Origin of the sequence: Paenarthrobacter sp. Y-19, assembly GCF_029223985.1 — a bacterium.
GTDB classification, from domain to species: Bacteria; Actinomycetota; Actinomycetes; order Actinomycetales; family Micrococcaceae; genus Arthrobacter; species Arthrobacter nicotinovorans.
In genome coordinates this window covers 1403126-1428689 of the sequence record NZ_CP119414.1, presented here as the reverse complement: position 1 = coordinate 1428689, position 25564 = coordinate 1403126, and the positions used below count along the sequence as shown (strand labels likewise).

21 protein-coding genes are annotated in these 25564 nt (G+C 63.2%); 8 read left to right on the top strand and 13 right to left on the bottom strand.

Annotated features, from left to right (window positions below):
- Positions 1–5: 5 nt before the first annotated feature.
- The 8 genes from PYR64_RS06595 to PYR64_RS21745 form a co-directional block, all read right to left on the bottom strand.
- Complete coding sequence (locus PYR64_RS06595) at positions 6–1649, bottom strand: UDP-N-acetylmuramoyl-L-alanyl-D-glutamate--2,6-diaminopimelate ligase (RefSeq protein WP_055977791.1); 1644 nt, start codon at positions 1647–1649, stop codon at positions 6–8.
- A gap of 102 nt (positions 1650–1751) precedes the next feature.
- Complete coding sequence (locus PYR64_RS06590) at positions 1752–3548, bottom strand: penicillin-binding protein 2 (RefSeq protein WP_018779288.1); 1797 nt, start codon at positions 3546–3548, stop codon at positions 1752–1754.
- A gap of 42 nt (positions 3549–3590) precedes the next feature.
- The gene (locus tag PYR64_RS06585) at positions 3591–4262 is read right to left on the bottom strand and encodes a hypothetical protein (protein WP_018779287.1); all 672 of its coding nucleotides are present in this window, start codon (positions 4260–4262) and stop codon (positions 3591–3593) included.
- Positions 4259–5287, bottom strand: a complete 1029-nt coding sequence (rsmH, locus tag PYR64_RS06580; RefSeq protein ID WP_051088534.1) for a 16S rRNA (cytosine(1402)-N(4))-methyltransferase RsmH — start codon at positions 5285–5287, stop codon at positions 4259–4261. Before rsmH ends, PYR64_RS06585 begins: the two co-directional genes overlap by 4 nt.
- A gap of 133 nt (positions 5288–5420) precedes the next feature.
- Positions 5421–5852 (bottom strand): division/cell wall cluster transcriptional repressor MraZ, encoded by a 432-nt coding sequence (gene mraZ, locus PYR64_RS06575; RefSeq protein WP_018779285.1) that lies wholly within the window; start codon positions 5850–5852, stop codon positions 5421–5423.
- 448 nt (positions 5853–6300) lie between these two features.
- Positions 6301–6669 (bottom strand): DUF3040 domain-containing protein, encoded by a 369-nt coding sequence (locus PYR64_RS06570; protein WP_039240730.1) that lies wholly within the window; start codon positions 6667–6669, stop codon positions 6301–6303.
- Between the two features lie 238 nt (positions 6670–6907).
- Positions 6908–8170: a DNA polymerase IV gene (gene dinB / locus PYR64_RS06565; RefSeq protein WP_275779009.1), complete on the bottom strand. Its 1263-nt coding sequence runs from the start codon at positions 8168–8170 to the stop codon at positions 6908–6910.
- Between the two features lie 92 nt (positions 8171–8262).
- Positions 8263–8541: a hypothetical protein gene (locus PYR64_RS21745; protein WP_306765510.1), complete on the bottom strand. Its 279-nt coding sequence runs from the start codon at positions 8539–8541 to the stop codon at positions 8263–8265.
- Between PYR64_RS21745 and PYR64_RS21740 the strand changes: the two genes are divergently transcribed.
- Both PYR64_RS21740 and PYR64_RS06555 read left to right on the top strand, forming a co-directional pair.
- Entirely contained in the window at positions 8540–8830 is a 291-nt protein-coding gene (locus PYR64_RS21740; protein WP_018779281.1) for a hypothetical protein, read from the top strand. The two genes, PYR64_RS21745 and PYR64_RS21740, sit on opposite strands and share 2 nt — an antisense overlap.
- Positions 8827–9921 (top strand): polyprenyl synthetase family protein, encoded by a 1095-nt coding sequence (locus tag PYR64_RS06555; protein ID WP_064723220.1) that lies wholly within the window; start codon positions 8827–8829, stop codon positions 9919–9921. Before PYR64_RS21740 ends, PYR64_RS06555 begins: the two co-directional genes overlap by 4 nt.
- Positions 9922–10043: 122 nt before the next feature.
- Here PYR64_RS06555 and PYR64_RS06550 read toward each other — a convergent pair whose 3' ends face one another.
- Positions 10044–10397, bottom strand: coding sequence for an Rv2175c family DNA-binding protein (locus PYR64_RS06550; RefSeq protein ID WP_018779279.1), 354 nt, complete (start codon positions 10395–10397; stop codon positions 10044–10046).
- Between the two features lie 258 nt (positions 10398–10655).
- On the opposite strand from PYR64_RS06550, the gene PYR64_RS06545 reads away from it, so the two are divergent.
- A complete protein-coding gene (locus tag PYR64_RS06545; protein ID WP_026267378.1) occupies positions 10656–11999 on the top strand; it encodes a LysM peptidoglycan-binding domain-containing protein in 1344 nt (447 codons plus the stop codon).
- A gap of 77 nt (positions 12000–12076) precedes the next feature.
- The gene (gene pknB, locus PYR64_RS06540; RefSeq protein ID WP_039240721.1) at positions 12077–14131 is read left to right on the top strand and encodes a Stk1 family PASTA domain-containing Ser/Thr kinase; all 2055 of its coding nucleotides are present in this window, start codon (positions 12077–12079) and stop codon (positions 14129–14131) included.
- A gap of 91 nt (positions 14132–14222) precedes the next feature.
- On the opposite strand, the gene PYR64_RS06535 is transcribed toward pknB, so the two are convergent.
- Both PYR64_RS06535 and PYR64_RS06530 read right to left on the bottom strand, forming a co-directional pair.
- Positions 14223–15626, bottom strand: a complete 1404-nt coding sequence (locus tag PYR64_RS06535) for a 3-deoxy-7-phosphoheptulonate synthase class II (protein WP_039240719.1) — start codon at positions 15624–15626, stop codon at positions 14223–14225.
- 66 nt (positions 15627–15692) lie between these two features.
- Positions 15693–16484 carry a lysophospholipid acyltransferase family protein gene (locus PYR64_RS06530; RefSeq protein WP_026267377.1) on the bottom strand — a complete coding sequence of 264 codons (792 nt, stop codon included), beginning with the start codon at positions 16482–16484 and terminating at the stop codon, positions 15693–15695.
- 109 nt (positions 16485–16593) lie between these two features.
- Between PYR64_RS06530 and PYR64_RS06525 the strand changes: the two genes are divergently transcribed.
- The 3 genes from PYR64_RS06525 to PYR64_RS06515 are packed head-to-tail and all read left to right on the top strand — an operon-like array spanning position 16594 to position 18693.
- Positions 16594–17379, top strand: a complete 786-nt coding sequence (locus PYR64_RS06525) for an alpha/beta fold hydrolase (protein ID WP_275779908.1) — start codon at positions 16594–16596, stop codon at positions 17377–17379.
- On the top strand, positions 17376–18179 hold the full coding sequence (locus PYR64_RS06520; RefSeq protein ID WP_064723224.1) for an alpha/beta fold hydrolase: 804 nt from the start codon (positions 17376–17378) through the stop codon (positions 18177–18179). The genes PYR64_RS06525 and PYR64_RS06520 overlap by 4 nt, the downstream gene beginning before the upstream one ends.
- Positions 18166–18693, top strand: coding sequence for a hypothetical protein (locus PYR64_RS06515; protein ID WP_055977812.1), 528 nt, complete (start codon positions 18166–18168; stop codon positions 18691–18693). The genes PYR64_RS06520 and PYR64_RS06515 overlap by 14 nt, the downstream gene beginning before the upstream one ends.
- Positions 18694–18721: 28 nt before the next feature.
- Here PYR64_RS06515 and PYR64_RS06510 read toward each other — a convergent pair whose 3' ends face one another.
- Positions 18722–19780, bottom strand: a complete 1059-nt coding sequence (locus PYR64_RS06510) for an ROK family protein (protein WP_018779271.1) — start codon at positions 19778–19780, stop codon at positions 18722–18724.
- 186 nt (positions 19781–19966) lie between these two features.
- On the opposite strand from PYR64_RS06510, the gene PYR64_RS06505 reads away from it, so the two are divergent.
- Positions 19967–21781 (top strand): long-chain fatty acid--CoA ligase, encoded by a 1815-nt coding sequence (locus PYR64_RS06505; RefSeq protein ID WP_039240717.1) that lies wholly within the window; start codon positions 19967–19969, stop codon positions 21779–21781.
- A 97-nt stretch (positions 21782–21878) separates the two neighbouring features.
- Here the strand turns inward: PYR64_RS06505 and PYR64_RS06500 are convergent, their stop codons facing one another.
- Positions 21879–25274, bottom strand: coding sequence for a pyruvate carboxylase (locus PYR64_RS06500; protein ID WP_275779001.1), 3396 nt, complete (start codon positions 25272–25274; stop codon positions 21879–21881).
- Positions 25275–25564 lie beyond the last annotated feature (290 nt).

Below are 25564 nucleotides of genomic sequence, written 5' to 3'. Positions count from 1 at the left end.
TCGGTTTAGGACTCTATCCGCTGGTCCGATGAAACGCTGAATCCCTTGGATGTCAAGGCGGCCCGCAACTCGACCCTGTCGTCCAGGGCGAGGTTTACGCCTTGTACTTCCTGCCACACCTCGTGGCCGCGTCCTGCGATGAGGATGGTGTCCTTCGCCGTCGCCAGGTCAACGGCGAGGCGGATGGCAGCATCCCTCGGGTAGGACTCGATGATCTCGCTGCCCAGGTTCTCTCCCTCCCGCGCAGCAAAGGCGCCCGCCAGCACCTCAGCGCGGATGGCGGCGGCATCCTCATCGTGGGGGTCGTCATCGCTGATAATCACGACGTCGGCCAGACGGGCCGCGATTGCGCCCATGGTAGGCCTTTTGCCTTGGTCACGTTGTCCTGTGGCGCCAAAAACCACGATGACGCGTGACTCTTCCTCCGGTGACCGGACCGCCATCAGTGCACGGGCCAGGGCATCGGGATTGTGGGCAAAATCAACAACGGCGGCGGGCTCCGTGGAGACGAGCTGCATGCGCCCGGGAACAGCAACCGTAAAAGGATCGTGGGCATCCAAGGCGTCCTGGAGCTCGGATTCATCTACCCCGGACGCCAGGACCATGACGGTAGCCAACGCCGCGTTTGCCACGTTGAAGTCGCCCGGCAAGCCGGTGTGGACCCGCAAGGTCCGGCCGTCCGTGTGGTGCAGTTCGAATTCCGAACCCAACCCGCGCGGGTTGATGGACGCGACGTGCCAGTCAGCGTCCGGGGCGCCACTGGAAGAAGCCGCTGAAAGTGTGGTGACCGGAATGTCCGACAGGCCGGCAAGCTTGCGGCCCCATTCGTCGTCGACCGTGACAACAGCCTGGCGTGCGCGTCCGGCGGTGAAGAGTTCAGCCTTGGTGTTGAAGTACTCCTCCATGCTGCCGTGGAGGTCCAGATGGTCCTGGGTGAGGTTGGTGAATCCTGCGACGTCGAACATGACAGAGTCCACCCGGCGGTAGGAGATCGCGTGCGATGAAACCTCCATGGACGCCGCGTCCAGGCCCCGCTCCCGCATCAATGCGAGCAGTGCGTGGACATCCGGGGACTCCGGAGTGGTCAGGAGGCTCGGGATGGGTTCTCCGCCGGCCACTATCTCGATGGTCCCGATCAGGCCCGGCTGCTTGCCCAAGGCACGCAGCAGCGAGTTGATGAAGTAAGTGGTGGTGGTCTTGCCATTGGTCCCCGTGACGCCGAAAAGCGACGGGAAGGCCGCATCCTCCGGTTGGCTGCGATAGATCAGCGCGGACAAAGGCCCGACGGCGGCCCGCGGCTCCGCAATGATGAGGACAGGGACGGGCTGCTCGGTTGCCAGCGCAAGCTGGCGTGCACCGGCGTCGTCCGTAACCACTGCGACGGCACCGGCCTCCACGGCTTGGGGCACGAAATCGGCACCATGGCGCGTGGCGCCCGGCAGGGCCATGTAGAGATCGCCCGGTTCAACGGCACGGGAATTGAGCGTGATGCCGGTGACGCCAAGGTCCTGGCTGCCGTCAGGGGCCGTTACTCCCAGCGCTCCCGCTATGGCTGCCAGGGGCACCGCAGCAACGGATGCGGGACGGAAAGCTGACCGTCCGGCATCCGGCGTCGCGGTATTGGAAGCTGCCTCTTTGTGCTCTGACACGTGGTTCTCCGTTGGTGCTCGTGGAACGACCGGCCGGGGGCCAGCGGCGCCCGGGCCGTTAGTGGTGGATCGAATGGTGACCGAAACAGACGCCCAAGAAGCTTACTTGACGAACTGGGGCAGCCGCGCGGGAGTCCCGGTGGATGGGGCCACGTTGTAGGTCCTCAGGACCTGTGCCATCACTGACCGGAACACCGGGCCGTTGGTGACTCCATAGATGTTTCCCTTGGGGCGCTGCAAGACCACTTCAACGATGAACCGGGGGTCATCCATGGGGGCCATGCCAACCATCGAGGCAGTGTAGCCATCGAAGCCCGGCAGTCCGTCCTCACGCGGGGCTTGGGACGTACCGGTCTTGGCGCCGACACGGTAGCCGTCGATGGCGGCATCCTTGATCTGTCCCTCGGTCACTGCGCTCTCCAAGATGTCCCTGACCTGTTGGGCGGTCTCCTTCGAGACCACTTGGCGCGGATCCTTGGCAGGGGCCTTCTGCTCCTGGCCGTCGGGGCCGATGTAACCGTCAATCAGCCGGGGTTGGAGCATCACCCCGTTGTTGGCGATGCTCTGGAAGGCCCGGACCGTCTGCAGCGTCGACTGCGACACGCCCTGTCCGAAGAGCACCGTGTACTGCTGGCGTTCATCCCATTGGTCTGGCGTGGCGAGGATGCCCGTCGCTTCGGCCGGCAGCCCGATGTCCGTCTGCTCTCCGATGCCGAACTTCTTCAGCCAGTCATACCGCTGCTCTTTGCTCAGGCGGCTCCCGACCATCACGGTGCCGGTGTTCATGGACCAGCCCAGGATGCCGGCGAGTGTGCGTTCTTCGGTGCCGTGCTCGAAAGCGTCCGTGAAGGTCTGCCCGTCAATGGTGTATGCGGGCGGAATGGTGAAGTGGTCCAGCGGGAAGGACTTGCCCTCCTCGATTGCCGCCGCAGCGGTGATCATCTTCTGGACGGAGCCGGGCTCGTAGGCGGCAGTCACCGAACGCACGCCACGGTCCTTGGCGTCGACTTTGCCGGGGTCGTTCGGGTCCGGGGCATTGGTGTCGGCCAGGGCGATGAGGTTGCCGGTCTTCGTGTCGATCACGACGATCGAACCCCACTCGGCATTCATTTTGTTGACCTGGCTCTGAATAGCCTGTTGAGCGAAGTACTGGATGTCGGTATTGATGGTCAGTTTGACGTCACTGCCGTCGACGGCAGGTGTCAGTTCGTCAGTGGCCACGGGAATACGGAGGCCGTCGGCACCGATCTCGAAGACGCGCTTGCCTTCAGTACCGCGGAGAATCTCGTCCTGGGTTTGCTCGATGCCCGCCTGGCCGGTGGTCCCGTCCTTGAGGAAACCCACTACCCCGCCGGCCACGCTGCCATTCGGGTAGACGCGTTTGCTGATGCCTTCAGCTTTGAGTCCCGGGATGTAGAGCTTGGTAATCCGGTCCTCCAGCTCAGGCTTGATGTCCTTGGCGACCACAAAGTAGCGCTTATCCCCCGTCAGGGACTCCCGGACCTTGGCGACGTCGGTCCCGAGCAAGGCCGCAAGATCAGCAATGCCCTGGTCACGCGTGATTTCGTCGAGCTTTTCCGTTTTCTCGTTGTAGCGGTGGAACGTCTCGGTGTTCGTATTCACGGTCTGGTCGACGACGATGTTGTACCGGATGACGCTGCTGGCCAGAACAGTGCCGTTCGCGTCCAGGATCTGCCCACGCTCAGCGGGGAGGACCTGGGGGGTCAGGCGCTTGGCAAGGGCAGCCTCGGCCATCCCGCCCATGTCCAGGCCCTGGACCATGAACAACTTGCCCCCGACCACCAGCAGCAGGGTCAGCATGATGCCGAGCCCAACGCGCAGCCGCCTTCGTGCCGCCGGCGTCTTCGTTTTATTCGATGTGCCGGGGTTCTGAGCCACGTTGATTCCTTGCTGCTGGCCTTGGTTCAGTGGACGGATGGACTACTGTCCGGGAGTCTTCTGCTGGGGGGCCGGGACCGACCCTCCATGAAGATCCACCGGCGGTTTCGCTGCCGGGGACGCCGGAGCTGCCGGCGCAGTTGCCTGCGCGGCCGACGCTGCCGGCGCCGCGGGGGTGACTGGCTTGAGGTTCTCCAAAGGATCCTTGGTGGTCACCGAGGGAACAACATCCAATACGCCCCCGACGGCCGGAGGAGCAAGAACAGCCCCGGGGCTGTCGCCCTTGACTGCGGGAGTAGCCTTCCCGGTCACCGTCATGGTGTTCAGGTCGATCTGGCCTTTGACCGTGGAAGGAACCATACCCAATTCTGTAGCCTTGGCGGCCAGATTCTGGGGAGCTTCGAAGTTCTGCTTCTTCTGTGTCAGGTCCTGGTTTTCCTTGTTAAGGGTCGCGGCCTGCGCCTTGAGCTGCACCAGCTGGTACTGCGCCGTCGACACGGAGATGTTCAGCACCAGGACCGTCAGGAGCGCCGCTGCCATGGCCACGAAGCACAGAACCACGAAGGGGGTCCTGCGCCTGCCGGGAGCACTGCGTACAACGGAGAGCGGCGTGCGCGGCCGGCGGGCGACATCCGGCTTCCCTGCCGGTGTTGGAAGCGCGCGGGCAGTGTTGCCCACCACGGAGGGCAAAGTCCTCGCTGCGGCGTTGCTCATGCGTCTCTCCTCGATTTGATGCGTTCGACGGCCCTCAGCCGCGCAGAAGCCGCGCGCGGGTTCTCTGCGATTTCTGCCGCTGTGGGCACTTCCGTGCCTTTGGTGATTGTCTTCAATTCAGCTTTGTGTTCCTCGAGCTCCACCGGGAACCCGAGCGGCGCCGAGGATTTCGAGCCCTTCTGGAATACGGACTTGACGATCTTGTCTTCCAGCGAGTGATAGGACATCACCACCACGCGGCCACCCAACGCCGTGGCGGCCACTGCGGCCGGAACTGCGCGTTCCAGGACATCGAGTTCCTCGTTGACCTCGATGCGCAAAGCCTGGAAGGTGCGCTTGGCAGGGTGTCCCCCGCTTTTCGCTGCGGCGGCAGGAACCACGCTGCGAATCTGCTCCACGAGCTCGCCCGTGGTGGCAAATGGCTTCTCTGCCCTCGCGTTGACGATCCTGTTGGCAATCCGTCCGGCGAACTTCTCCTCGCCCCATTTGCGGATGATGCGGACAAGATCTTCTTCGCTGTAGGTGTTCACGACGTCGGCGGCGGTCTGCCCGCGGCTCGTGTCCATGCGCATGTCCAGAGGAGCGTCATAGGAGTAGGCGAATCCACGTTCGCGTTCGTCCAGCTGCAGCGAGGAAACTCCCAGGTCCATCAGGATGCCGTGGACCTCCGGAATTCCGAGGTCAGCCAGCACGTCCTCGATCTCGTCATAGACGGCGTGAACAAGGTCAGTGCGCTGCGAAAAGGGCTCCAGCCGGGCGCCGGCCAGTGAAAGTGCTTCTTCGTCCCGGTCAATGCCAACGAGGTGAAGATCGGGAAAGCGCTGCAGCATCGCTTCGGAGTGCCCGCCCATGCCGAGAGTCGCATCGATGGCAACAGGAGTCTCTCCCCTGCTCCTGGCAGCTTCGAAGCCGGGAGCGAGCAGGTTGATGCAGCGGTCTTTCAGGACGGGCACGTGGCGCTCCGATGTGGGCTTTGCCGCGTCCTGCTCTTCCACGCTGCCTCCTCTTTCCTCAGTTACGTGCATGGTGATTCTTGAACCGGATCCCCATCCGCGCCTATCGTCCGCCGGCCTGGCTCAGGGGAAGTTGAGCCAGGAAGACTGTCCGATGGGCGGCTGGAGATCCCATTCAAGAAGCGGTACTGCTTCCACCGACCGGTTAGATGAACCCGGGCAGATTGTCGTCATCCGTTTCCGAGAAGGCTGCTTCCTTCTCGTTGAGGTACTCGTTCCAAGCGTCTGCATCCCAGATCTCGGCCCGGGTGCCGGCACCAATCACTGCCAGCTCCCTTCCCAAGCCTGCGTATGCACGGAGCGCCGGTGGAATGGTCACGCGCCCCTGCTTGTCAGGTACTTCGTCCGAGGCTCCGGACAGAAAGACCCGGATGTAGTCACGTGCCTGCTTGGAAGACAATGGCGCTTCCCGCATCGACTCGTGGATACGTTCGAATTCCTTCTGGCTGAAGACGTAGATGCAGCGCTCCTGGCCCCTTGTGAGGACCAGTCCCTCTGCAAGCTCCTCACGAAACTTGGCGGGAAGTATGATCCGGCCCTTTTCATCGAGACGCGGCGAGTGAGTGCCCAGAAACACTGGCCCCACCGCCCCTCAGTCAAGGTGCCCGTACATACCCAACACTGCCACTACCCTCTTATGTGCTCCACTTTACTCCACAACGCACCACAGTCAACGCACCCGTAGGCGTTTCTCCACCACTTTGAGATTCCTCGGGGCCGAATTGCCGCGGGTTTTCCGGGGGTGGAGTGAAGTGGAGGTATCGACGCATCGGCCGACGTCCAAGTCCCGCGCCGGCAAGCTGAAAGGCGCCTGGGAAGCGCTTTGCACCCCAAAACCGCTTTCGGCGGGAGGAAAGTGGAGCTGGTGGTGGGAAATGGAGGGGCCCGGCGTGGCAACCCTTAAATGCGAAAGGACCCGCTTGGCGGGTCCTTGTCAAAGCTTTGGAAGTGTTTGATCCACGAGCGGACTCAGGGGCGCGACTGACTCACGATGGCCTGCTGCCGGAGAAGTGACACGCCCTCCGTCAGTGGTCGTCGCGGCGCCGTTCATCCCAGCGCTCTTCGAGGCTGCTCATGAATGTGCTCTTGGGCTTGGCCTTGGCGGGCTTTCCCTTACCGGATTTCCCGAAAGCCGCTCCACGCAACGTCGCGAAGTACACGCCAGCACCCATGACTATGAAGCCGAGGACACCCACAGGTATCGCCTGCAGCGAGACGCCGACCAGCAGGAGAAGAATGCCGGCGATTGCCCCAAGGACGCCAATGATGACGTGCCTGGTCGACCAGCTGCGGATGGGATCCGAACCCATGGTGTTGGCAAACTTCGGATCGTCCTCATGAAGTTGCTTTTCAAGTTGCTCAAGCAGCTTCTGTTCGTGCTCCGAGAGGGGCATCGCGACCTCCTTTAGTCAGCCAGCGTCTGGACATAACGCGTCCTGTGCGTCTGTTTACCCCAACGATCGGACCAAGAATTTCGTTCCCAAAATACCCTCTTGTTCAGCGGATACCTCAGGGCCGACTGTTCAGGAAACAGTTTGTCCAGACGATCTAAATCTCTGTAATAAATAGGATAGTTTGTCCGGGGCCGTTCTGAAAGACGCCTGGGGCCGTGCGGGACCAAGGTCACAGGGTTCAGGCCTCCGAGGCAGGTTTACCGGGTTCCAGGAGCCGGGCCGGAAGCAGGGTTTTGGAACCAAATCGCTGGGAAACCCTGTCCAGGGCCTGCTCGGCTGCCCGCCAGTTGTCATCCCGGCGGTCCAGGCTCAATTGCATCGACGTCTGACCTGCCGGTTCCAATTGCTCCGCCCGCACTCCCACCAGCCTGACGCTCATGGAACGCGGACCCAAGGAGTCGAGCAGCTGCATGGCCACCTGGTAGATCAACTGGGCACTGTCTACCGGCGTTTGCACAGTGCGGCTCCGGGACACCGTGGAGAAATCGGCATACCGGAGCTTCAAGGCGACCGTCCGTGCGAGCATTCCGGAACTCCGGAGACGGCTGGCCGTCCGGTGGGACAACCTCAACAACTCTCTGTGCAGCAGTTCTTCATCTGCTGTGTCTACGGAGAAGGTCTCTTCAGCACCAATGCTCTTCTCAACCCTGGTGGGCGTCACTGGACGGGGATCAATTCCCATGGAGAGCCTGTACACATGTTCCCCGCTTGCGCCAAGAACCTTCTTCAGCGAGGACAAGGGTGTGGCGGCCACATCGGCGACCGTTCGGATGCCCATACGCGCCAGGACCTCCCCGGTCTTGCCACCCACACCCCAGAGGGCACTGACAGGAAGGCTGTGAAGGTAGGAAAGGGTGTCCTCGGCGTCGATCTGCAAAATGCCGTCGGGTTTGCACCGGGTGGAGGCGATCTTGGCAACGAACTTGGTGCCGGCAATCCCCACGGAAGCCGTGATGCCAAGCTCTGATTGGACCCTGCGCCTGATGAGGTGGCCAATTTCCAAGGGCGTGCCCAGCCGGCGGATGGCCCCGCCAACGTCCAGGAAAGCTTCGTCCACGCTCAAAGGCTCCACCAGGTCCGTAATGGACCCGAAGATCTCCATGAGCTGCGCTGAGACCTCGTAGTACAGAGTGTGGCGGGGATTGATGACAACCGCCGCTGGACAGCGCCTCATCGCAATGGACATCGGCATGGCCGACTTGACCCCTGTGGTCCGGGCTTCATAGGAAGCAGAGAGGACCACGGACCTGTCCGCGGGGAATCCCACGATCACGGGCTTGCCCCGCAGTTCGGGACGGCTGCGGAGTTCGACGGAGACAAAGAATGCGTCCATATCCACGTGCAGGATGCTGGTTCGCCTCAATTCCCGCAGGGCTTCTTCAGCGCTGCGGGCCGGTCTGTGTCCAGCGCTTGACTCGCCGCCGGGTGCTTCCTGCCTCACAACGGCAATACTATGCCCGGGCACTGACTAAACTGGAGGCAAAGTCCGGCTCAGCCCCAGGAAGGATACCCTGTGAAGCTCTTTGGAACTCCTCAATCGCGAGGGTTTGCCCTGCTCGCAGTCAGTGTCGCAGTGGCGGTCTCCGCATGCACGCCGTCCCCCAGCGGTTCGGCGGCTCCGTCATCCACCGGCGCTGCTTCATCTTCGTCAGCTTCGCCGGCGCCCTCACCCTCCGGGACAGCGTCTTCGGCGAGCAGCACCCCCTCGCCTGAAACCACCGGGTTCACCGAGTCCAGCGCACCCGACCCCAATGCCACGGCCACGGTCAATGCGCTTGTTCCCGGATTCCCTGAGAAGCTCATTCCCGTCATGCCAAAGACCTCGGTACGGTCCAGCAGCTTCGACAAGAACGCCTCCCTGGCCACCGTGGCGCTGGTAGGGACCGTCAAAGCGCCTCCGCAGGGCGTGGTGGACTACTACAAGTCCTCGCTCGAGGCTCAGGGCTTTAAGCTTGTCCCCGGACCGGAAGCGGTGGGCAACGTCACCTCCCTGGACTTTGTCCGCGGTGATGGTGAAACAGTGAATGTCTCGATCATGCAAAAGGAAGGCGTCTCTACCTTCACCATCGGCGCCAATGTGGCAGCCGGGTCCATCAAGTGACGTCAGCGTCCCCCGTCGCGTCAGAGCAGGCCCTATACATTGAAGGCGTCGCCGGCAGCCTCAGCAGTTTCCTGTCGGGACAGCGCGACGTCATGGCTACCGTTTCACCCGACGTCGATCCGCTCATCGGGTCGATCTCGACGTTGGTAACCGGCGGCAAGCGGCTGAGGGCGTTGATGTGCTACTGGGGTTGGCGCGGCGCAGGCGGCCCCGCCGGCGACGCGGACATTGTCACAGCCGGATGTGCCCTGGAACTTTTCCAGGCTGCGGCACTGATACACGACGACATCATCGACCGTTCCGATACTCGGCGCGGCGGCCCAAGCGTGCACAAACGGTTCAGCCAGCTTCATGAAACGAACGGCTGGGCCCTGGACAGCGAACATTTTGGAGATGCTGCCGCAATTTTGACCGGTGACCTCTGTCTCTCCTTCAGCGAAGAGGCTTTTACCGGGATTGGGCCCCGCGCCGTTTCAGGGAGCCCTGCCCGCCGCATCTTCAACGTGATGCGGGCAGAGGTGATGGCCGGTCAATACCTTGACATCCTTGAAGAGGTGGCCGGCCCCGTGCGCGACCGGGCGGGATCGGTGGACCGGGCCCGCTCCATCATCCGCTACAAGTCAGCCAAGTACTCCACGGAACATCCGCTGGCATTGGGCGGTGCCCTTGCCGGCGCTTCCACGGAACTACTTGCCGGGTACTCCGGTTTTTCGCTCCCGCTCGGTGAAGCGTTCCAAATGCGCGATGACGTTCTTGGGGTCTTTGGAGACCCAGCAACGACAGGAAAGCCGGCCGGAGATGACCTGCGGGAGGGCAAGCGCACTGTGCTGGTTGGCTTTGCCCTTAATCAGGCTTCGGCGGCCGAAGCCGATTACCTTGACCGCATGCTGGGGAACCCGGAACTCGCTGAGGAGGACGTTGCCAGGATCCGCCATCTCATGGTTGATTGCGGGGCTCTGGACGCGACGGAATCGCTGATCGCGCAGCTGAGCACTGACGCATTCGAAGCGTTGGAACGCCTGCCACTGGATGCACTCCCGCTGCAGGCTTTGGGAGAACTGGCCGAAGCGGCCGTCAGCCGCGCAGCCTGACACCGGGTGCAGGTCAGCCGCGCGGAGCAAGGCAAAGAGGACATGAGACGACGACGGCGGTTTGGGGACCGCCGTCGTCGTCGCTTTAAGTAGTTGCCGCTTTAGGAAGTGAACCGGCGCAATTACCAGGCCAGGGACTGGGCGCGGCGCCTGATCTCCGTTTTACGCCCCTCACGCAAGGCGTCAATGGGACGGCCACGCAGTGATTCATCGGGAGTAAACAGCCAGGTGATCAACTCTTCGTCGTTGTAGCCGGCGTCACTAAGGACCGCAATGGTCCCCTTCAAGCTGTCCACAACATGGCCATCCTGAATAAACAAGGCCGGGACGGAGCGGATATTCCGTTCTCCCCGCCTGACGGCGACGAGCGCACGCTCATCCAAAAGTCCATGGACTTTGGTGATGGAAACTTCCAGCAACCCGGCAACATCCGGAAGCGGCAACCACTCGGAAACAAGGCTTTCTACATTACTCACGGATCAAGGTTGCCATGCCGGCCCACCCGTCGCCTAGCCGGAGCCCGAAAGGGACCACGTCGAAGCCCTTATTACCTGCAATTCCCATACCAACAAATGGCATCAAGAATCTTCCCCCGCGGGAATTGTTGTGTCCACGGAATAAGTATGAGAGATTCACACTGATCACACTTGCACCATTGATAACATCAGTAACATTGGCAACACTGACAACAGCGTTAACAATCAACCCCCGCTGTTTGAGATGAGGACTCCTTCATGACGACGCCCCGCTCGCCGAAACGAACCATGAGCATGCCCGTTATCGCGGCGACCACGGCCGCGCTTCCCGCTGTGGTTTTGTCGTCGCTTGCGCTGGCCCAACCGTCCATCGCAGCGCCCGCACCCCAACCCCGCAAAATACCGGCCACGCTCGCTGCCGCCATGAAGGCCCAGGCAGTCACGACCGGTACGGTGATCCCCGCGCAGGCAGTGGCCGCCACGCTTCCCGCGGCGCTCCGCCCGATGGCCCCCGCAACCCCGGACAGCTACACCGTGGTTCGAGGCGACACCATCAGCGCCATCGCCCGACGTTTCAACCTCGACACGTCCGCGGTGCTCCAGCTGAATAACCTGACCCCCACCACGCTGATCTACCCGGGGCAGAGCATCAAGCTCACCGGAACGGCTGCGTCGGCCCCGGCGCCCAGCGCCCCGCCTGCCTCCGGCACCGCGAGCACCGCCACCGTCTACACGGTTGTCTCCGGCGATACCCTCGGCGGCATTGCGGCCAAGCACGGCGTTCCGCTGTCCAGCATCTTCAGCTGGAACAACCTCAATGGCAGCTCCATCATCTACCCGGGCCAAAAAATCAAGGTCAGTGGCGGATCGGCGCCGTCCGCGCCCGCAACTCCGGCACCCGCACCAGCGCCGGCACCAGCACCTGCCCCCCTGGCAAGCACGGGTTCCTACACCATCAAGGCCGGCGACACCCTCAGCTCCATCGCCTCACGGTTGGGCGTTTCGCTCTCCGCACTCATGTCGGCCAACAACGTGAACGCCAGCACGGTCATCTACCCCGGCCAGAAGCTGACCATCCCCGGCGGCAGCCTGCAGCCTGCCGGAGAGACCACACCGCTGGTGCCCAGCACATTCCTGGGGTTCACCTATCCCCCGGCCGTGGTCAGCTCCGCGAATGAAAACAAGGCACTCCTCAACGCTTCGCCGGTGCCCAGCCGCGCTGAGATGAAAACCATTGTGGCTGACACGGCACGGCGCATGGGCGTCAGCCCGTCGCTGGCCCTCGCGTTCGCAGAGCAGGAATCCGGTTTTGACCAGCGGGCCGTTTCCCCGGCCAACGCCATTGGCACCATGCAGGTCATTCCGTCCTCCGGCCAGTGGGCCTCTGACCTGGTTGGCCGGAAACTCAACCTCCTGGACCCCTACGACAACGCCACGGCCGGCGTCGCGATCATCCGCGTCCTGGTGGCCACCAGCAAGGATCTCGATACGGCCATTGCCGGTTACTACCAGGGACAGTATTCGGTGAGCAAGTACGGTATGTACGAGGACACCAAGCGCTACGTCGAATCGATCAAGGCACGTCAGCGCACGTTCGGCTAGGCCTGTTGCAGCACCCTCGGAAGGGGCCCGCATCCCACCGGGGATTCGGGCCCCTTCCCTGTCTCGTTTAGGATCGTATGGTGCAAGAAGCAACGCAGGACCACCTCATCGGTACCACCGTGGACGGGCGCTACGTGGTCCGTTCCCGCTTGGCGAAAGGGGGAATGTCCACCGTCTACCTGGCCACTGACAGACGCCTGGAGCGCGACGTGGCCCTCAAGGTCCTGCACCCGCATCTGGCAAACGACCAGACCTTCCTGGAGCGCCTGAGCCGCGAAGCAAAAGCCGCAGCCAGCCTCTCACACCCCCACATAGTCGGCGTCCTGGATCAAGGCGAAGACGGCCATATCGCGTACCTGGTCATGGAGTACGTCAAGGGGCACACCCTCCGTGATGTCCTCAATACCCAAGGAGCGCTGCCCCCGCGCCTCGCCCTGGCCTTGATCGATCCCGTGATCGAAGGTCTGGCGGCCGCCCATTCATCAGGCTTGATCCACCGCGACATCAAGCCTGAGAACGTCCTGATCGCAGACGATGGGCGGATCAAGGTCGGGGATTTCGGTTTGGCCAGGGCCATCTCTGCCAACACCAGCACCGGGGCCCTGATCGGGACTGTGGCCTACTTGGCTCCGGAGCTTGTCCTTGGCCGGCCTGCCGATGCCCGCAGCGACATCTACTCGGCCGGAATCATGCTCTACGAAATGCTGACCGGCAAGCAACCGTACAACGGCGACTCCCCCATCCATGTGGCCTACCAGCACGTGAACGCCTCTGTCGGCCGCCCGTCGGACGCAGCCCCCGGGTTGGCCGAAGACCTGGACGAACTGGTGCAATGGTGCACCTCCGTTGACGCAGAGAACAGGCCCATCGACGGGTCCGCACTGCTGACTGAACTGCGCCACATCCGAACGACGCTCACCGACGAACAGCTGGATCTCAAGCAACAGTCAGCCACCGCTGTCCTCCCTGCCGCTCCCACCACAGCCATGGCAGCCTCCGGGCCGGACACGAACGCCACTGAAGCCATTGCCACCACGGCATCACCAACGGAATTCATTGCCCGGCAAAGCAACCCCACCACCATCATGGCCGCCGGTGGCGCGTCCTACCAGTCGCCAAAGGGTGCCACGGAGGTGGAGTCACGCCCGCCCGGAAAAAGGGACCTAAAACGGATCGAACGGCAGCAGGCCAAGGACCAGGCCCGTGCGGCGGCAACCCCGGTCCGACCACTGCGGGAAGGTAATCCACGCCGTCGTGGCTTGATCTGGACCGTGGTGATCGTCATTCTTGCGCTGCTCGCGGCAAGCGCCGGCTGGTTCTTCGGCATGGGGCCGGGGTCGCCAGGCACCGTTCCGGACGTCAAGAACAAGACTGTCGCCGAGGCCCAGCAATTGCTTCGCACTGCCGGCTTCCAGTCAGAACCCCAGGATGTTTTCGATGACGATATCCTCTCCGGCCTCGCTGTTGGCACCAAGCCGGAGTCAGGTGCCGAAGTCCGGAAGTTTCAGCCCATCACCCTTTTCGTGTCCAAGGGAGCCCAGCTCTTCCCTCTCGAGGACCTCACCGGCGGCACCCTGGACGAAGCCAAAACTGCCTTGAATTCAGCCCAGATGGCCCTGGGCAACGTCACTGAGGCTTTCGATGACAAAGTGCCTGCCGGCGTGGTCATCGCCCAGGATCCCGCGAAGGGCACGGAAGTCAGGCACGGCACTCCCATTGCCCTGGTCGTCTCCAAGGGTCCCCAGCCCATCCCGGTCCCGGATGTACGGGGTCTTGCGCAGGACGCGGCAGTCAAGGCAATCCAGGATGCCGGGCTGAAAGCCGTGATCGCCCCGGAGACGGTGAACGACAAGTCCGTCCCCAAAGGCTCGGTTGTCTCGCAGGCGCCCGCCAATGGCACGCTCGTCAAGGGTGAGACGGTGACGTTGACGGTCTCGAAGGGACCAAAGATGGTCAAGATACCGAGTTTCATCGGGAAGCAGGCCGCCGAAGCGGAGAAAGAACTCAAGAAGCTGGGCTTCAAGGTAGAGATCAACAAGATCCTGGGCGGCTTCTTTGGAACGGTACGGGATCAGAATCCCGTCAATACCGAGGCACCCGAAGAATCGGTCGTGACGCTGACAGTGGTGTAGTAACCCGGCCACGCAGCGACCCAGTACCCAAGAAGGCGCGGCCCGGAGAAATCCGGACCGCGCCTTCTTCTGTGGCAGCGGGGACTGTCAGCTACCGCTTGGACAGGGCGCCGGCCACCAGGAACGCCATCTCCAGCGACTGCATGTGGTTCAGGCGCGGGTCGCATACGGACTCGTAGCGGTCCAGGAATGCGTCCTGGTCGATCGGGTCTGCGCCGCCCAAGCACTCAGCGACGTCATCGCCCGTCATTTCAACGTGCAGACCACCGGGGACGGTGCCGAGCGAGTGGTGCACCTCGAAGAAGCCACGGACTTCATCGATGACGTCGTCGAAGTTGCGGGTCTTGTAGCCGTTGGGTGAGGTCACCGTGTTGCCGTGCATCGGATCGGTCACCCACAGCACCTGGGCACCGGATGCCGTGACACGCTCGACGACGGCCGGCAGCTTTTCGCGGATGTTCCTCGCGCCCATGCGGGTGATGAACGTCAGGCGGCCGGGTTCGCGGTTCGGGTCCAGCTTGTCGATGAGGCGCAGGGCGTCGTCACCGCTGGTGGTCGGCCCGAGCTTGACGCCAATGGGGTTCCGGACACGCGACAGGAAGTCCACGTGCGCGTGGTCAAGTTCCCTGGTCCGCTCCCCGATCCAGAGGAAGTGGGCGGAGGTGTCATAAGGGAGGCCTGTACGGGAGTCGATGCGGGTGAGGGCGCGCTCATAGTCCAGCAGCAATGCTTCATGGCTGGCGAAGAATTCAACGCGCTTCAGTGCCTCGAAGTCTGCCCCGCAGGAATCCATGAACATAATGGCGCGGTCGATGTCACGGGCCAGCGACTCGTAGCGTGCATGGGCAGGGTTTTCAGTGAATCCCTTGTTCCACTGGTGCACCAGGCGCAGATCAGCGAAGCCGCCCTGGGTGAAAGCACGGATCAGGTTCAGGGTGGAAGCCGAGGTGTGGTAGGCCTTCAACATGCGGCCGGCATCGTGTGCGCGGGACTCAGGTGTGAACTCGTAGCCGTTGACGATGTCGCCGCGGTAAGCGGGCAAAGTCACGCCGTCGCGGGTCTCGTCATTGGACGAACGCGGCTTGGCGAACTGGCCGGCCATCCGTCCCATCTTGATCACGGGCATTGCTGCGCCGTAGGTCAGCACCACGGCCATCTGCAGGATGGTTTTGACGCGTGCGCTGATCTTGTCGGCCGTGGCAGCCTCGAACGTTTCTGCGCAGTCTCCGCCCTGGAGCAGAAACGCCTTGCCCTGGGCTGCGGCAGCCAGACGTTCCCGAAGAACATCCACTTCTCCGGCAAAGACCAATGGCGGAACAACGGAGAGTTCGTTGACCGAGGCCTTGAAGACATCGGCATCCGACCACGTTGGCTGCTGCGAAATCGGCAGGTCACGCCAGGCATCCAGCCCGGGATAGTTTGCCGCTCCGCTCTGGGCGGTGCTGGCGAGGGGATCTACTGTGGAAGGTGCGGTGTTCGCGGTTAGCTCAGTCACCCTTCAAGAGTAGTAGCCTCCGGCGGGGTTGAGGCACTGCAGGCGTAACTGATGCCGCCGTCTACGTCACAGTTTCCTTGGTGGTTCCTGGCCTTCGGGATTGGGGTCGTCCCTGTCTTCGGCGATGTCCGCGACGGCGTCTTCCGTCCCTTCGAGCTTGTGGAGGGGCTCCGGCCCCTTACCGGCCAGCCGTGCCTTGACGACGGCGGCATACTCGTCCACATATTCCTGGCCGGAGAGGCGCATCAGTTCGTACATGATTTCGTCGGTGACCGCCCTCTGGACCAGGCGGTCGTCCTCCATGCCGTAATAGCGGCTGAAGTCCAAGGGTTGCCCAAAGATAATGCCAATGCGGCGAATGCTTGGAAGCCTCTTGCCGATGGGTTGGACCTTCTCCGTGCCGATCATGGCTACCGGAACCACCGGAACACGGGTCTGCAGGGCAAGCCGGGCAACGCCCACCTTGCCGCGGTAGAGCCGGGCATCGGGGCTTCGCGTGCCTTCGGGGTAGATACCCAGGAGGCCGCCCGACGTGAGGACGTCTTTGCCTGCCTGCAGCGACATCTCGGACGCGGCGCCTCCGGACCGGTCCATGGGGAGCTGGTTGCTCAGCCTGAAGAACAATGCCGTCAGGCGTCCTTTAAGCCCTTTGCCGGTGAAGTACTCCGACTTCGCCAGGAAGATCACCGGGCGATGCACCATCAGGGGAAGGAAGATGGAGTCCGAAAAGGAAAGGTGGTTGGATGCCAGGATTGCTGCGCCGTTCTCAGGGACATTGTCCAGGCCTTTGACCCAGGGGCGGAACAGGAGTTTGAGGATCGGACCCAGAAAGATCCTCTTCATGACCCAATAGAACACGTTTGTCCTCTCACGGCCGTTGGCAGGCATGCGTCCGGCAACCCGGCCGGCATTCAACTGCAACCCTACTCCAGTGTGAAATGTCCGGAACAATGACACGATGGAACGCATGACGGAACGCAAACCACCAGCCGCGGCCGCTTTCCACTACGCCGGACATGGGCCGAACGCCTCCACTGGCGTAGCGATCTGCCACGGATTTACCGGCAGCCCGTTGAGCATGCTGCCGTGGGCTGAATATCTGGCCGCGCAAGGCTTCGCTGTCACGGTCCCCCTGCTTCCAGGACACGGGACAAGTTGGCATGACCTGGCCACAACCCGCTGGCAGGACTGGTACCGGGCCTTTGAAAAGAGCTACCTGGACCTCGCTGCCACAACGGAAACGTGTTTCGTGGCGGGGCTGTCCATGGGTGGGGCTGTAGCCCTCCGTCTGGCGTCCCTCCACGATGTTCCGGGCGTCGTGCTGGTCAATCCGGGTTTGAGCTTCTATGACCGCCGTGTGAAGTACGTGGGCGCGTTGAAATACGTCATGCGCACCACGGATCCCATCGTGGAGGATTCCCCGGCACCTGAGCTCATCGAAGACAGTGACTACTCCAAGACACCCTTGAAGTCCGTGCACGAGCTCAAGAAGCTGTTCCGGTCCGCGACCCGGGGATTGACCCAGGTGAAGGCGCCGGCATTGGTCTTCAAATCGTCGGTGGATGGGGTCATTCCGCCCAGCTCGGTGGACACGATCCGCAAGCACATCGACTCGGCGCGCCTGAAAGTTGTGACCCTCCCGCACAGCGGGCACGTGGCCACCCTGGACGTTGACGCCCCCACCATTTTTGAAGAATCAGCAGTATTTTTCCGCCGGCACGCCAATCACAGAGTAGCCTCGGAGTCATCATGAAGATGACCCCGGATTTCTCACCGTTCCTCAGCAGCTGGAGCGGAACTGGACCGCGCGTCGGCGTGGTCATGTCCCACGGCTTCACCGGGAGTCCGCACAGCGTGCGGCCCTGGGCTGAGCATTTGGCCGCTGCCGGCTATGCCGTCCGCCTGCCGTTGCTGCCGGGCCACGGCACTACCTGGCAGGATATGGCGAAGCGATCCTGGCAGGAATGGCACAGGGCAGTGGATGATGCCTACCTTGAACTGGCTGCGGAGTGCGACTACGTCTTCGCCGCGGGCTTGTCCATGGGCGGCACCCTGGCATTGCGGATAGCAGCCACGCGGCCCGTCGCGGGGACTGTGGTGGTCAATCCCGGCCTCGTCCTGGACGATCCACGCGCCGTGATCGTCGCCGCACTCAAGTACGTGGTGAAGACGACGCCGGCCATCGCCAACGACATCCTCAAACCGGACCAGGACGAAGGTGCGTATGCACGCACCCCTGTTGCCGCGGCCCATCAGTTGAAGAAGATGTACAAGGACACGGCCGCGATCCTGCCACGCATCAGCGCCCCGGTGCGCGTCTACCGGTCAACAGTGGACAACGTCATATCGAACGCCAGCTTGGAATTTCTCCGCTCCCGCGTGAACGCTCCGGTTGACATCAGCTATCTTCACAACAGCCACCACGTGGCCACCCTCGACAACGACGCACCGGAAATCTTCTCCGGTACGGTCGATTTCATTCAACAGACACTTGCCGCCTTGGCCGGACAGGGGCCATCTCCCGATAAGGACGCAGCCCATGAACAGGCCTGATCCCAACTCCGCCGACCAAAGCGCCAATAAAGACGACGACGCGGTCTGGCAGGACCTCGTGGCCCGGCTTGAGGCAACCAGGTCCACGCCTGATGAACAAGAACCGGATCCCACCGCCGGCCCCGGCGAGGCTCCGGCGGGTCCCGCCAGGTCTTTCCGGGATTTCGATCCCCTCGGCCTTTCCACGTCCGCTGCAGTGCCGGCCGCTGATCCCGTGGCCGGAGAGGGTCAGGGGCGTGCGCCGGGACCGCGTGACTTTGAGGTGGACGACGACGACGAGTCGTTCGTCCCGGAAGAACCGCCGAGCCTGGCAGGTACCGAACCGCTGACCATGCTGGCCTGGGTAGGCGCTGTGGGCGGACCCATCGCGCTGCTCTTCACTGCCATGTTCTGGCGATCAGCGCCGCTGGCAGCCATCCTCGGAATCGTCGCCGCGTTTGTGGTCTCGGTGGTTTTCCTCATCATGAGGCTTCCGCAGGAGAAGAACGAGGACGACGACGGCGCCCGCATCTAGGTGCCGACGCTCCAGGTCCCGCTGAGGCTTAGCTGTGCGTCCGGCCGCTGACCCGTGACAAGTCGGCAGCGCCAATCATGCCGGCACGTGGGCCCAGGGCAGCAAGTTCAATCCTGGCCATGGGCCGGAAGCCACGCCCTGTGAGGTTCTTGGCAAAAGAGTCGCGGGCAGGACCAGCCAAAAGGTCTCCGGCGTCGCAGAGTCCACCACCGATGACAAACATTCCCGGGTCCAGGGCAGCTGCAAGGTTGGCCAGGCCCAGGCCAAGCCAGTCGCCCTGGTCCGCCAGCAACTCCCGGGACGTAGCGTCCCCGGCCAGGGCGAGGGCGGTGACGACCGCCCCCGTGATGTTGTCGGCGGTGCCTCCGGCGCGATCCAGCAAGGCCCGGCCTTCGGGCGAATTTGTCCTCACCAGCTGGCGGGCTTCACGTCCCAGCGCGTTGCCCGAAGCGTATTGTTCCCAGCACCCTCGGTTCCCGCATTCGCATCGGTGGCCGCCGGGAAAAATGATCTGGTGACCGAATTCGCCGGCGACACCGTAGCGGCCCCGTTCCACCCGGCCGTCCATCACCATGGCACCACCAATGCCAGTACCAAGGGTGATGCACACAAGCCGGCTCTCTCCTTGACCGGCCCCGAAGCGCCATTCCGCCCATGCTGCGGCATCGGCGTCGTTGGTGAGCAGGACCGGGCGCCTGAGCAGTTTCTGCAGGCTGGCCCTGAGCGGTTCGTTACGCCAGGCGAGGTGCGGGCTGAAAAGCACCGTGCCGCCGTCGAGGTCCATCCAACCGGCGGCGCCTATCCCCACGGAGGCCACCCTGTGCCCCGCACTGAGTTCGTCCACGAGTTCCACAATGGTCTGTTCAACTGCCCGCGGATCGGCGCCCGGGGTGGACCGGCGCGCCTCGGCGAGGACCCTGCCGTCGGCGTCCACCACACCGGCGGCAACTTTGGTGCCCCCGATATCGATTCCGATGGCCAGTCCCCTGCGGCCCAAGTGGCTTCGCCGGGCGGCCCAGGGGACGTCCTTCCAGGCAGCGGCCGGGGGCCTGGAGTTTACGCGGGTGCTGGACCGAAATGCGGGCATCCCATCATCCTATTCCGCCATCGGGCACGCCCCCGCATCGCCGGGTCCAGAAGTCCCCGAGTTGCTTGAAATGGGGCCTGATCCGTAAAGTTACTCGCCAGTAGGTGAAATAGAACACACCTCCGCGAGCGGGCATACTAGAGTGGAAGAAGCCCCTCGTGGCCCGTGGATATCAAAGGAGCTACCGTGCGTGAAATCAGTGTTCCTCCCCTCGTGAACATCTCCCCTGAAACCAACATCACGGACCTCGTGCTTCGGGAGGCGGGAAAGGCGTCCAATCCCCCGCTGTTCTCCAAGCTGGATGCCAGCGGGCAGTGGGCGGACATCCGCGCCACCGACTTCCTCGCTGACGTCCGGGCTCTGGCCAAGGGCCTCATCGCCAGCGGCGTAGGACAGGGTGACCGTGTAGGCATCATGTCCCGGACACGCTACGAGTGGTCGCTGGTGGACTTCGCGATCTGGTTCGCCGGGGCCGTCTCCGTCCCGATCTACGAAACGTCGTCGCCGTCGCAGGTGGCATGGAACCTTGGTGACTCAGGCGCAGTAGCCGCCTTCGGCGAGTCAGCCCACCATGAGGACATCATCCGCCAGGCCGTCGTCGCGGAGGACATCACGTCCGTTGCCAACGTCTGGCAACTCGAAGGCGCCGGCCTCGATGCCCTGCGCACTGCGGGAGCGGGAGTTCCCGACGACGAACTCGAGTCCCGGCGGTCCGCGGCAGGCCTGCGGGACATCGCCACCATCATCTACACCTCCGGAACCACGGGCAGGCCTAAGGGCTGCGAACTGACCCACGGAAACTTCGTGGAACTTTCCGAGAATGCCCGCGCCTCGTTGCCGGAAATCATCAACGAATCCGGCAAGACCATCATGTTCCTGCCATTGGCCCACGTTTTTGCCCGCTTTATCTCTGTGCTGGCCGTGGCCGGCGGCGTCAAGGTTGCCCACACCCCGGACATCAAGAACCTGCTGGGCGACCTCCAGAGCTTCCAGCCGACGTTCATTCTCGCCGTGCCCCGCGTGTTCGAGAAGGTATACAACTCGGCGCTCACGAAGGCCGAAGACGGTGGCAAGGGCGCCATCTTCCACCGGGCGGTAGACACCGCGATCGCCTATTCCAAGGCGCGCCAGGACGGGAATCTTGGCCTGGGGCTGAAGATCAAGCATGCCGTGTTCGACAAGCTGGTCTACGGAAAGCTCCGGGCGGCGATGGGTGGCCACGTGGCCCACGCGGTATCCGGTGGCGGGCCGCTCGGCGAACGCCTGGGCCACTTCTTCCAGGGCATCGGCCTGCAAATTCTCGAAGGGTACGGGCTGACCGAAACCACGGCTCCGATCTCCGTCAACACTCCATCCATGATCCGGATCGGCTCGGTGGGCGCTCCCCTTCCGGGGAACTCAGTGAAGATCGCGGACGACGGCGAGATTCTCGCCAAGGGCGTCTGCGTGATGCGCGGCTACTACAAACGACCTGACCTCACGGAAGAGACCTTCACGGCCGACGGATGGTTCCGAACCGGCGACATCGGAGAGCTGGACAGCAACGGCTTCCTGAAGATCACTGGCCGCAAGAAGGAGATCATCGTCACCGCAGGCGGCAAGAACGTGGTCCCTGCGCTGTTGGAGGACCAGATCCGCGCAGACGCCTTGGTGTCCCAGGTCCTGGTGGTTGGTGACAACCGTCCTTTCATCGGCGCGCTGGTGACCCTGGACGAGGAAGCCCTGCCCGGCTGGCTCGAACGCCACGGACTTCCGGCCGGCACGACTTTGGCCGAGGCCACCGAAAACGCCGTGGTCAAGGCTGCGGTGCAGGAGCTGATCAGCAAGGCGAACCAGTCAGTCTCCCAGGCAGAGGCCATCAAGGCCTTCCGTGTGGTTCCGGCTGACTTCACCGAGGCCTCCGGTCACCTGACACCGTCGTTGAAGGTCAAGCGCGCGCAGGTCATGAAGGACTTTGACGCCGTGATCGAGGAAATGTACTCGGCTCCCCGCGCCTCCTAGACCGCCTTCCGGCCAAACAGCCGGACAGCACACAGCAAAAAGCAAAAAGTACCCCGCCCGGATGACTCCGGGCGGGGTACTTTTTCGTGGCCGCTAGCTAGCTGATGACCAGCAGCAGATCGCCACCCTGCACTTGCTCCACCGCTGAGATGGCCAGGCGCGAAACCGTGCCGGCCACCGGCGTCGTAATGGATGCCTCCATCTTCATCGCCTCAATGGTGGCCACAGTGTCACCGGCCTTCACGGCATCGCCGGCCTTGACCGTAACGGTCACGGCACCGGCGAACGGTGCTGCAACCTGTCCGGGCTGGGCTGGGTCGGCCTTTTCTGCAGCCTTGACGTTGCTGACCACGGAGCGGTCGCGGACGACCACGGGCCGGGACTGGCCGTTGAGCGTGCACATGACCGTGCGCATGCCCTTCTCGTCGGCTTCGGAAACGGCTTCGAGCTGCGCAATGAGGCGGACGCCCTTTTCCAGTTCGATGACGTGCTCGGAGCCCTGCTGGAAACCGTAGAGGTAGTCACGGGTGTCGAGAACGGAAATGTTGCCGTAGGTGTCCACGCTCTTCAGGTAGTCCTTGGTGGGACCAGCGAACAGCAGGCGGTTCAGCGTGTGCTGGCGCGTCTTGGAGTCGCCCTTGAGGGCTGCGCTGTCTTCCGGGCTGATATCGACGTCGCGGACCTTCACGCTGCGGCCCTGGAGGGCCTTGGTGCGGAAGGGTTCGGGCCAGCCACCGGGAGGATCACCAAGTTCGCCGGACAGGAAGCCGATGACGGAATCCGGAATGTCGTAGTTCTGCGGGTTCTCGTTGAAGTCCGCCGGGTCTGCATTCAGTCCCACTAGGTGCAGGGCGAGATCGCCCACGACCTTGGAGGACGGTGTCACCTTGACGAGGCGGCCGAGGATGCGGTCTGCCGCGGTGTACATGTCCTCGATCGCTTCGAACCGCTCCCCCAGTCCCAGGGCAATGGCCTGCTGGCGCAGATTGGACAGCTGGCCGCCCGGGATCTCGTGCTGGTAGACACGGCCGGTCGGGCCCGGGAGGCCGGATTCGAAGGGTGCGTAAACGCGTCGCACAGCTTCCCAGTACGGTTCCATGGCGCCGACGTTGGCCAGGCTGAGGCCGGTGTCACGGGGAGTGTTGGCCAAAGCGGCAACCAACGCGGAGGCAGCAGGCTGGCTGGTGGTACCGGCCAGGGAAGCCGCGGCGACATCCACCGCATCCACGCCGGCGTCGACAGCTGCCAGCAGGGTGGCCAGCTGGCCGCCGGCGGTGTCGTGCGTGTGCAGGTGCACGGGCAGGTCGAAGCGCTCACGGAGTGCGGTAACGAGCTTGGCCGCGGCGGCCGGGCGAAGGAGGCCGGCCATGTCCTTGATGGCGAGGATGTGCGCACCGGCGTCGACGATCTTCTGGGCCAGGTCCAGGTAGTAGTCCAGCGTGTACAGGTCCTCGTTGGGATCCAGGAGGTTGCCGGTGTAACACATGGCCACTTCCGCTACAGCTGTTCCCGTGGCCCGGACCGCCCGGATGGCCGGAGCCATCTGGTTGACGTCATTAAGGGCGTCGAAGATCCTGAAGATATCGATGCCCGTAGCGGCGGCTTCCTCGACGAAAGCTTCCGTCACTTCTTCCGGGTAGGGCGTGTACCCGACGGTGTTTCGTCCGCGAAGCAGCATCTGGAGGCAGGTGTTCGGAAGGGCCTGGCGCAGTGCGGCCAAGCGGTCCCAGGGATCCTCGCCCAGGAACCGCAGGGCGACGTCGTACGTCGCGCCACCCCATGCCTCCACTGAAAGCAGCTCAGGCATCAAAGCTGTCACTGCCGGACCGGCCGCGACCAGATCGCGGGTGCGGACCCGTGTGGCAAGGAGCGACTGGTGGGCGTCACGGAACGTGGTGTCCGTGACCGCCACAGCGTTCTGCTCGCGCAGAGCCTTGGCGAAGCCCTCCGGGCCGAGCTCGATCAGCTTCTGCCGCGAACCCGACGTCGGAACAGGACCCTCGACGGCGGGCAGCTTGCTTGCGGGATCGCTGTGGACCTTGAGTTCGCCGTTCGGCTTGTTCACAGTCACCTCAGCCAACCAGGTGAGCAGCTTGGTGCCACGGTCGGCGGAGATGTGCGACTTCAACAGTTCAGGACGCTTGTCGATGAAATCCGTCGCCACATTGCCGGCGTTGAAGTCGGGGTCGGCGAGGACGGCCTGCAGGAACGGGATGTTGGTGGACACGCCACGGATACGGAACTCGGCGAGTCCGCGCCGGGCGCGGGCAACAGCGGCCGGGTAGTCGCGGCCGCGGCAGGTCAGCTTCACCAGCATGGAGTCAAAGTGGGGGCTGATCTCGGCACCCGAGTAGACCGTGCCGCCGTCGAGCCTTACACCGGCGCCACCGGCTGAACGGTAGCCGGTGATCTTTCCGACGTCAGGCCGGAAGCCGTTGGCGGGGTCTTCAGTGGTGATACGGCACTGCAGGGCCGCGCCCTTGATGGAGACGGTTTCCTGGCTCAATCCCAGATCCGCCAGGGTCTCCCCCGACGCAATGCGCATCTGCGCCTGCACGAGGTCGACGTCGGTGATTTCCTCCGTCACGGTGTGCTCCACCTGGATGCGGGGATTCATTTCGATGAAGACGTGCTGTCCCGCACGCTCACCTTCGGTGTCCACCAGGAACTCGACCGTTCCGGCGTTGACGTAGTTCAGTGCTTTGGCGAACGCCACGGCATCGCGGTAGAGCGCCTGGCGGATGTTCTCATCCAGGTTCGGTGCCGGGGCGATTTCAACGACCTTCTGGTGGCGACGCTGCAGGGAACAGTCACGCTCGAAGAGGTGCATGACGTTGCCCTCGGCGTCAGCCAGGATCTGTACTTCGATGTGGCGCGGACGCAGTACGGCCTGCTCAAGGAACATTGTGGGATCACCAAAGGCCGCGTCAGCCTCGCGCATGGCAGACTGCAGTGCTTCGGGGAGGGCCTCGCGCGTCTCAACGCGACGCATGCCGCGACCGCCACCTCCGGCAACAGCCTTGGCGAAGATGGGGAATCCGATCTCGTCGGCTGCCGCAATGAGTTCGTCAAGATCCTTGGAGGGCTTGCTCGACTTCAGGACGGGCACACCGGCCTTGCGGGCGGCTTCCAGTGCTGCGACCTTGTTGCCGGCCAGTTCCAGGACCTCGGCGGGCGGGCCCACGAAGGTGATGCCCGCAGCTTTGGCCGCTCGCGCGAGATCCGGGTTCTCCGAAAGGAAGCCATAGCCGGGGTAGATGGCGTCTGCCCCGGCTTCCTTGGCGACGCGGACAACCTCCTCGACGTCCAGGTAGGCGCGGACGGGGTGACCCACCTCGCCGATCAGGTAAGCTTCGTCGGCTTTCTGACGGTGGATCGAGTTACGGTCCTCGTGCGGAAAGACGGCTACGGTCTTGGCGCCCAGTTCATAACCAGCGCGAAACGCCCTGATCGCGATTTCGCCGCGATTGGCCACCAGAATTTTCGAAAACATACTTCTCCTGCATCATTGCGGGTGGATCGGTCGGTGGTCACAGTGTGTAGTGCCGCCAGCATCAAACACAAATCTTTGTGGCAACCATCACAAAGGAATCGTCATGTGCGCTGTATATGCGTGCGCGCGATCCAACGGCATGCTATTGCCAACTGCGATCTCCCTTGGCCGGGCGCGTAGAAAGCGGGATTCGATGCCGAAGCACCATATGATGTTGAGGGGGCTTCGGCAAGCCCCGGCTCCGGTGATTCCGGAGGCGAATGAGCGCGATACGGCAACCGGCGTTAGGT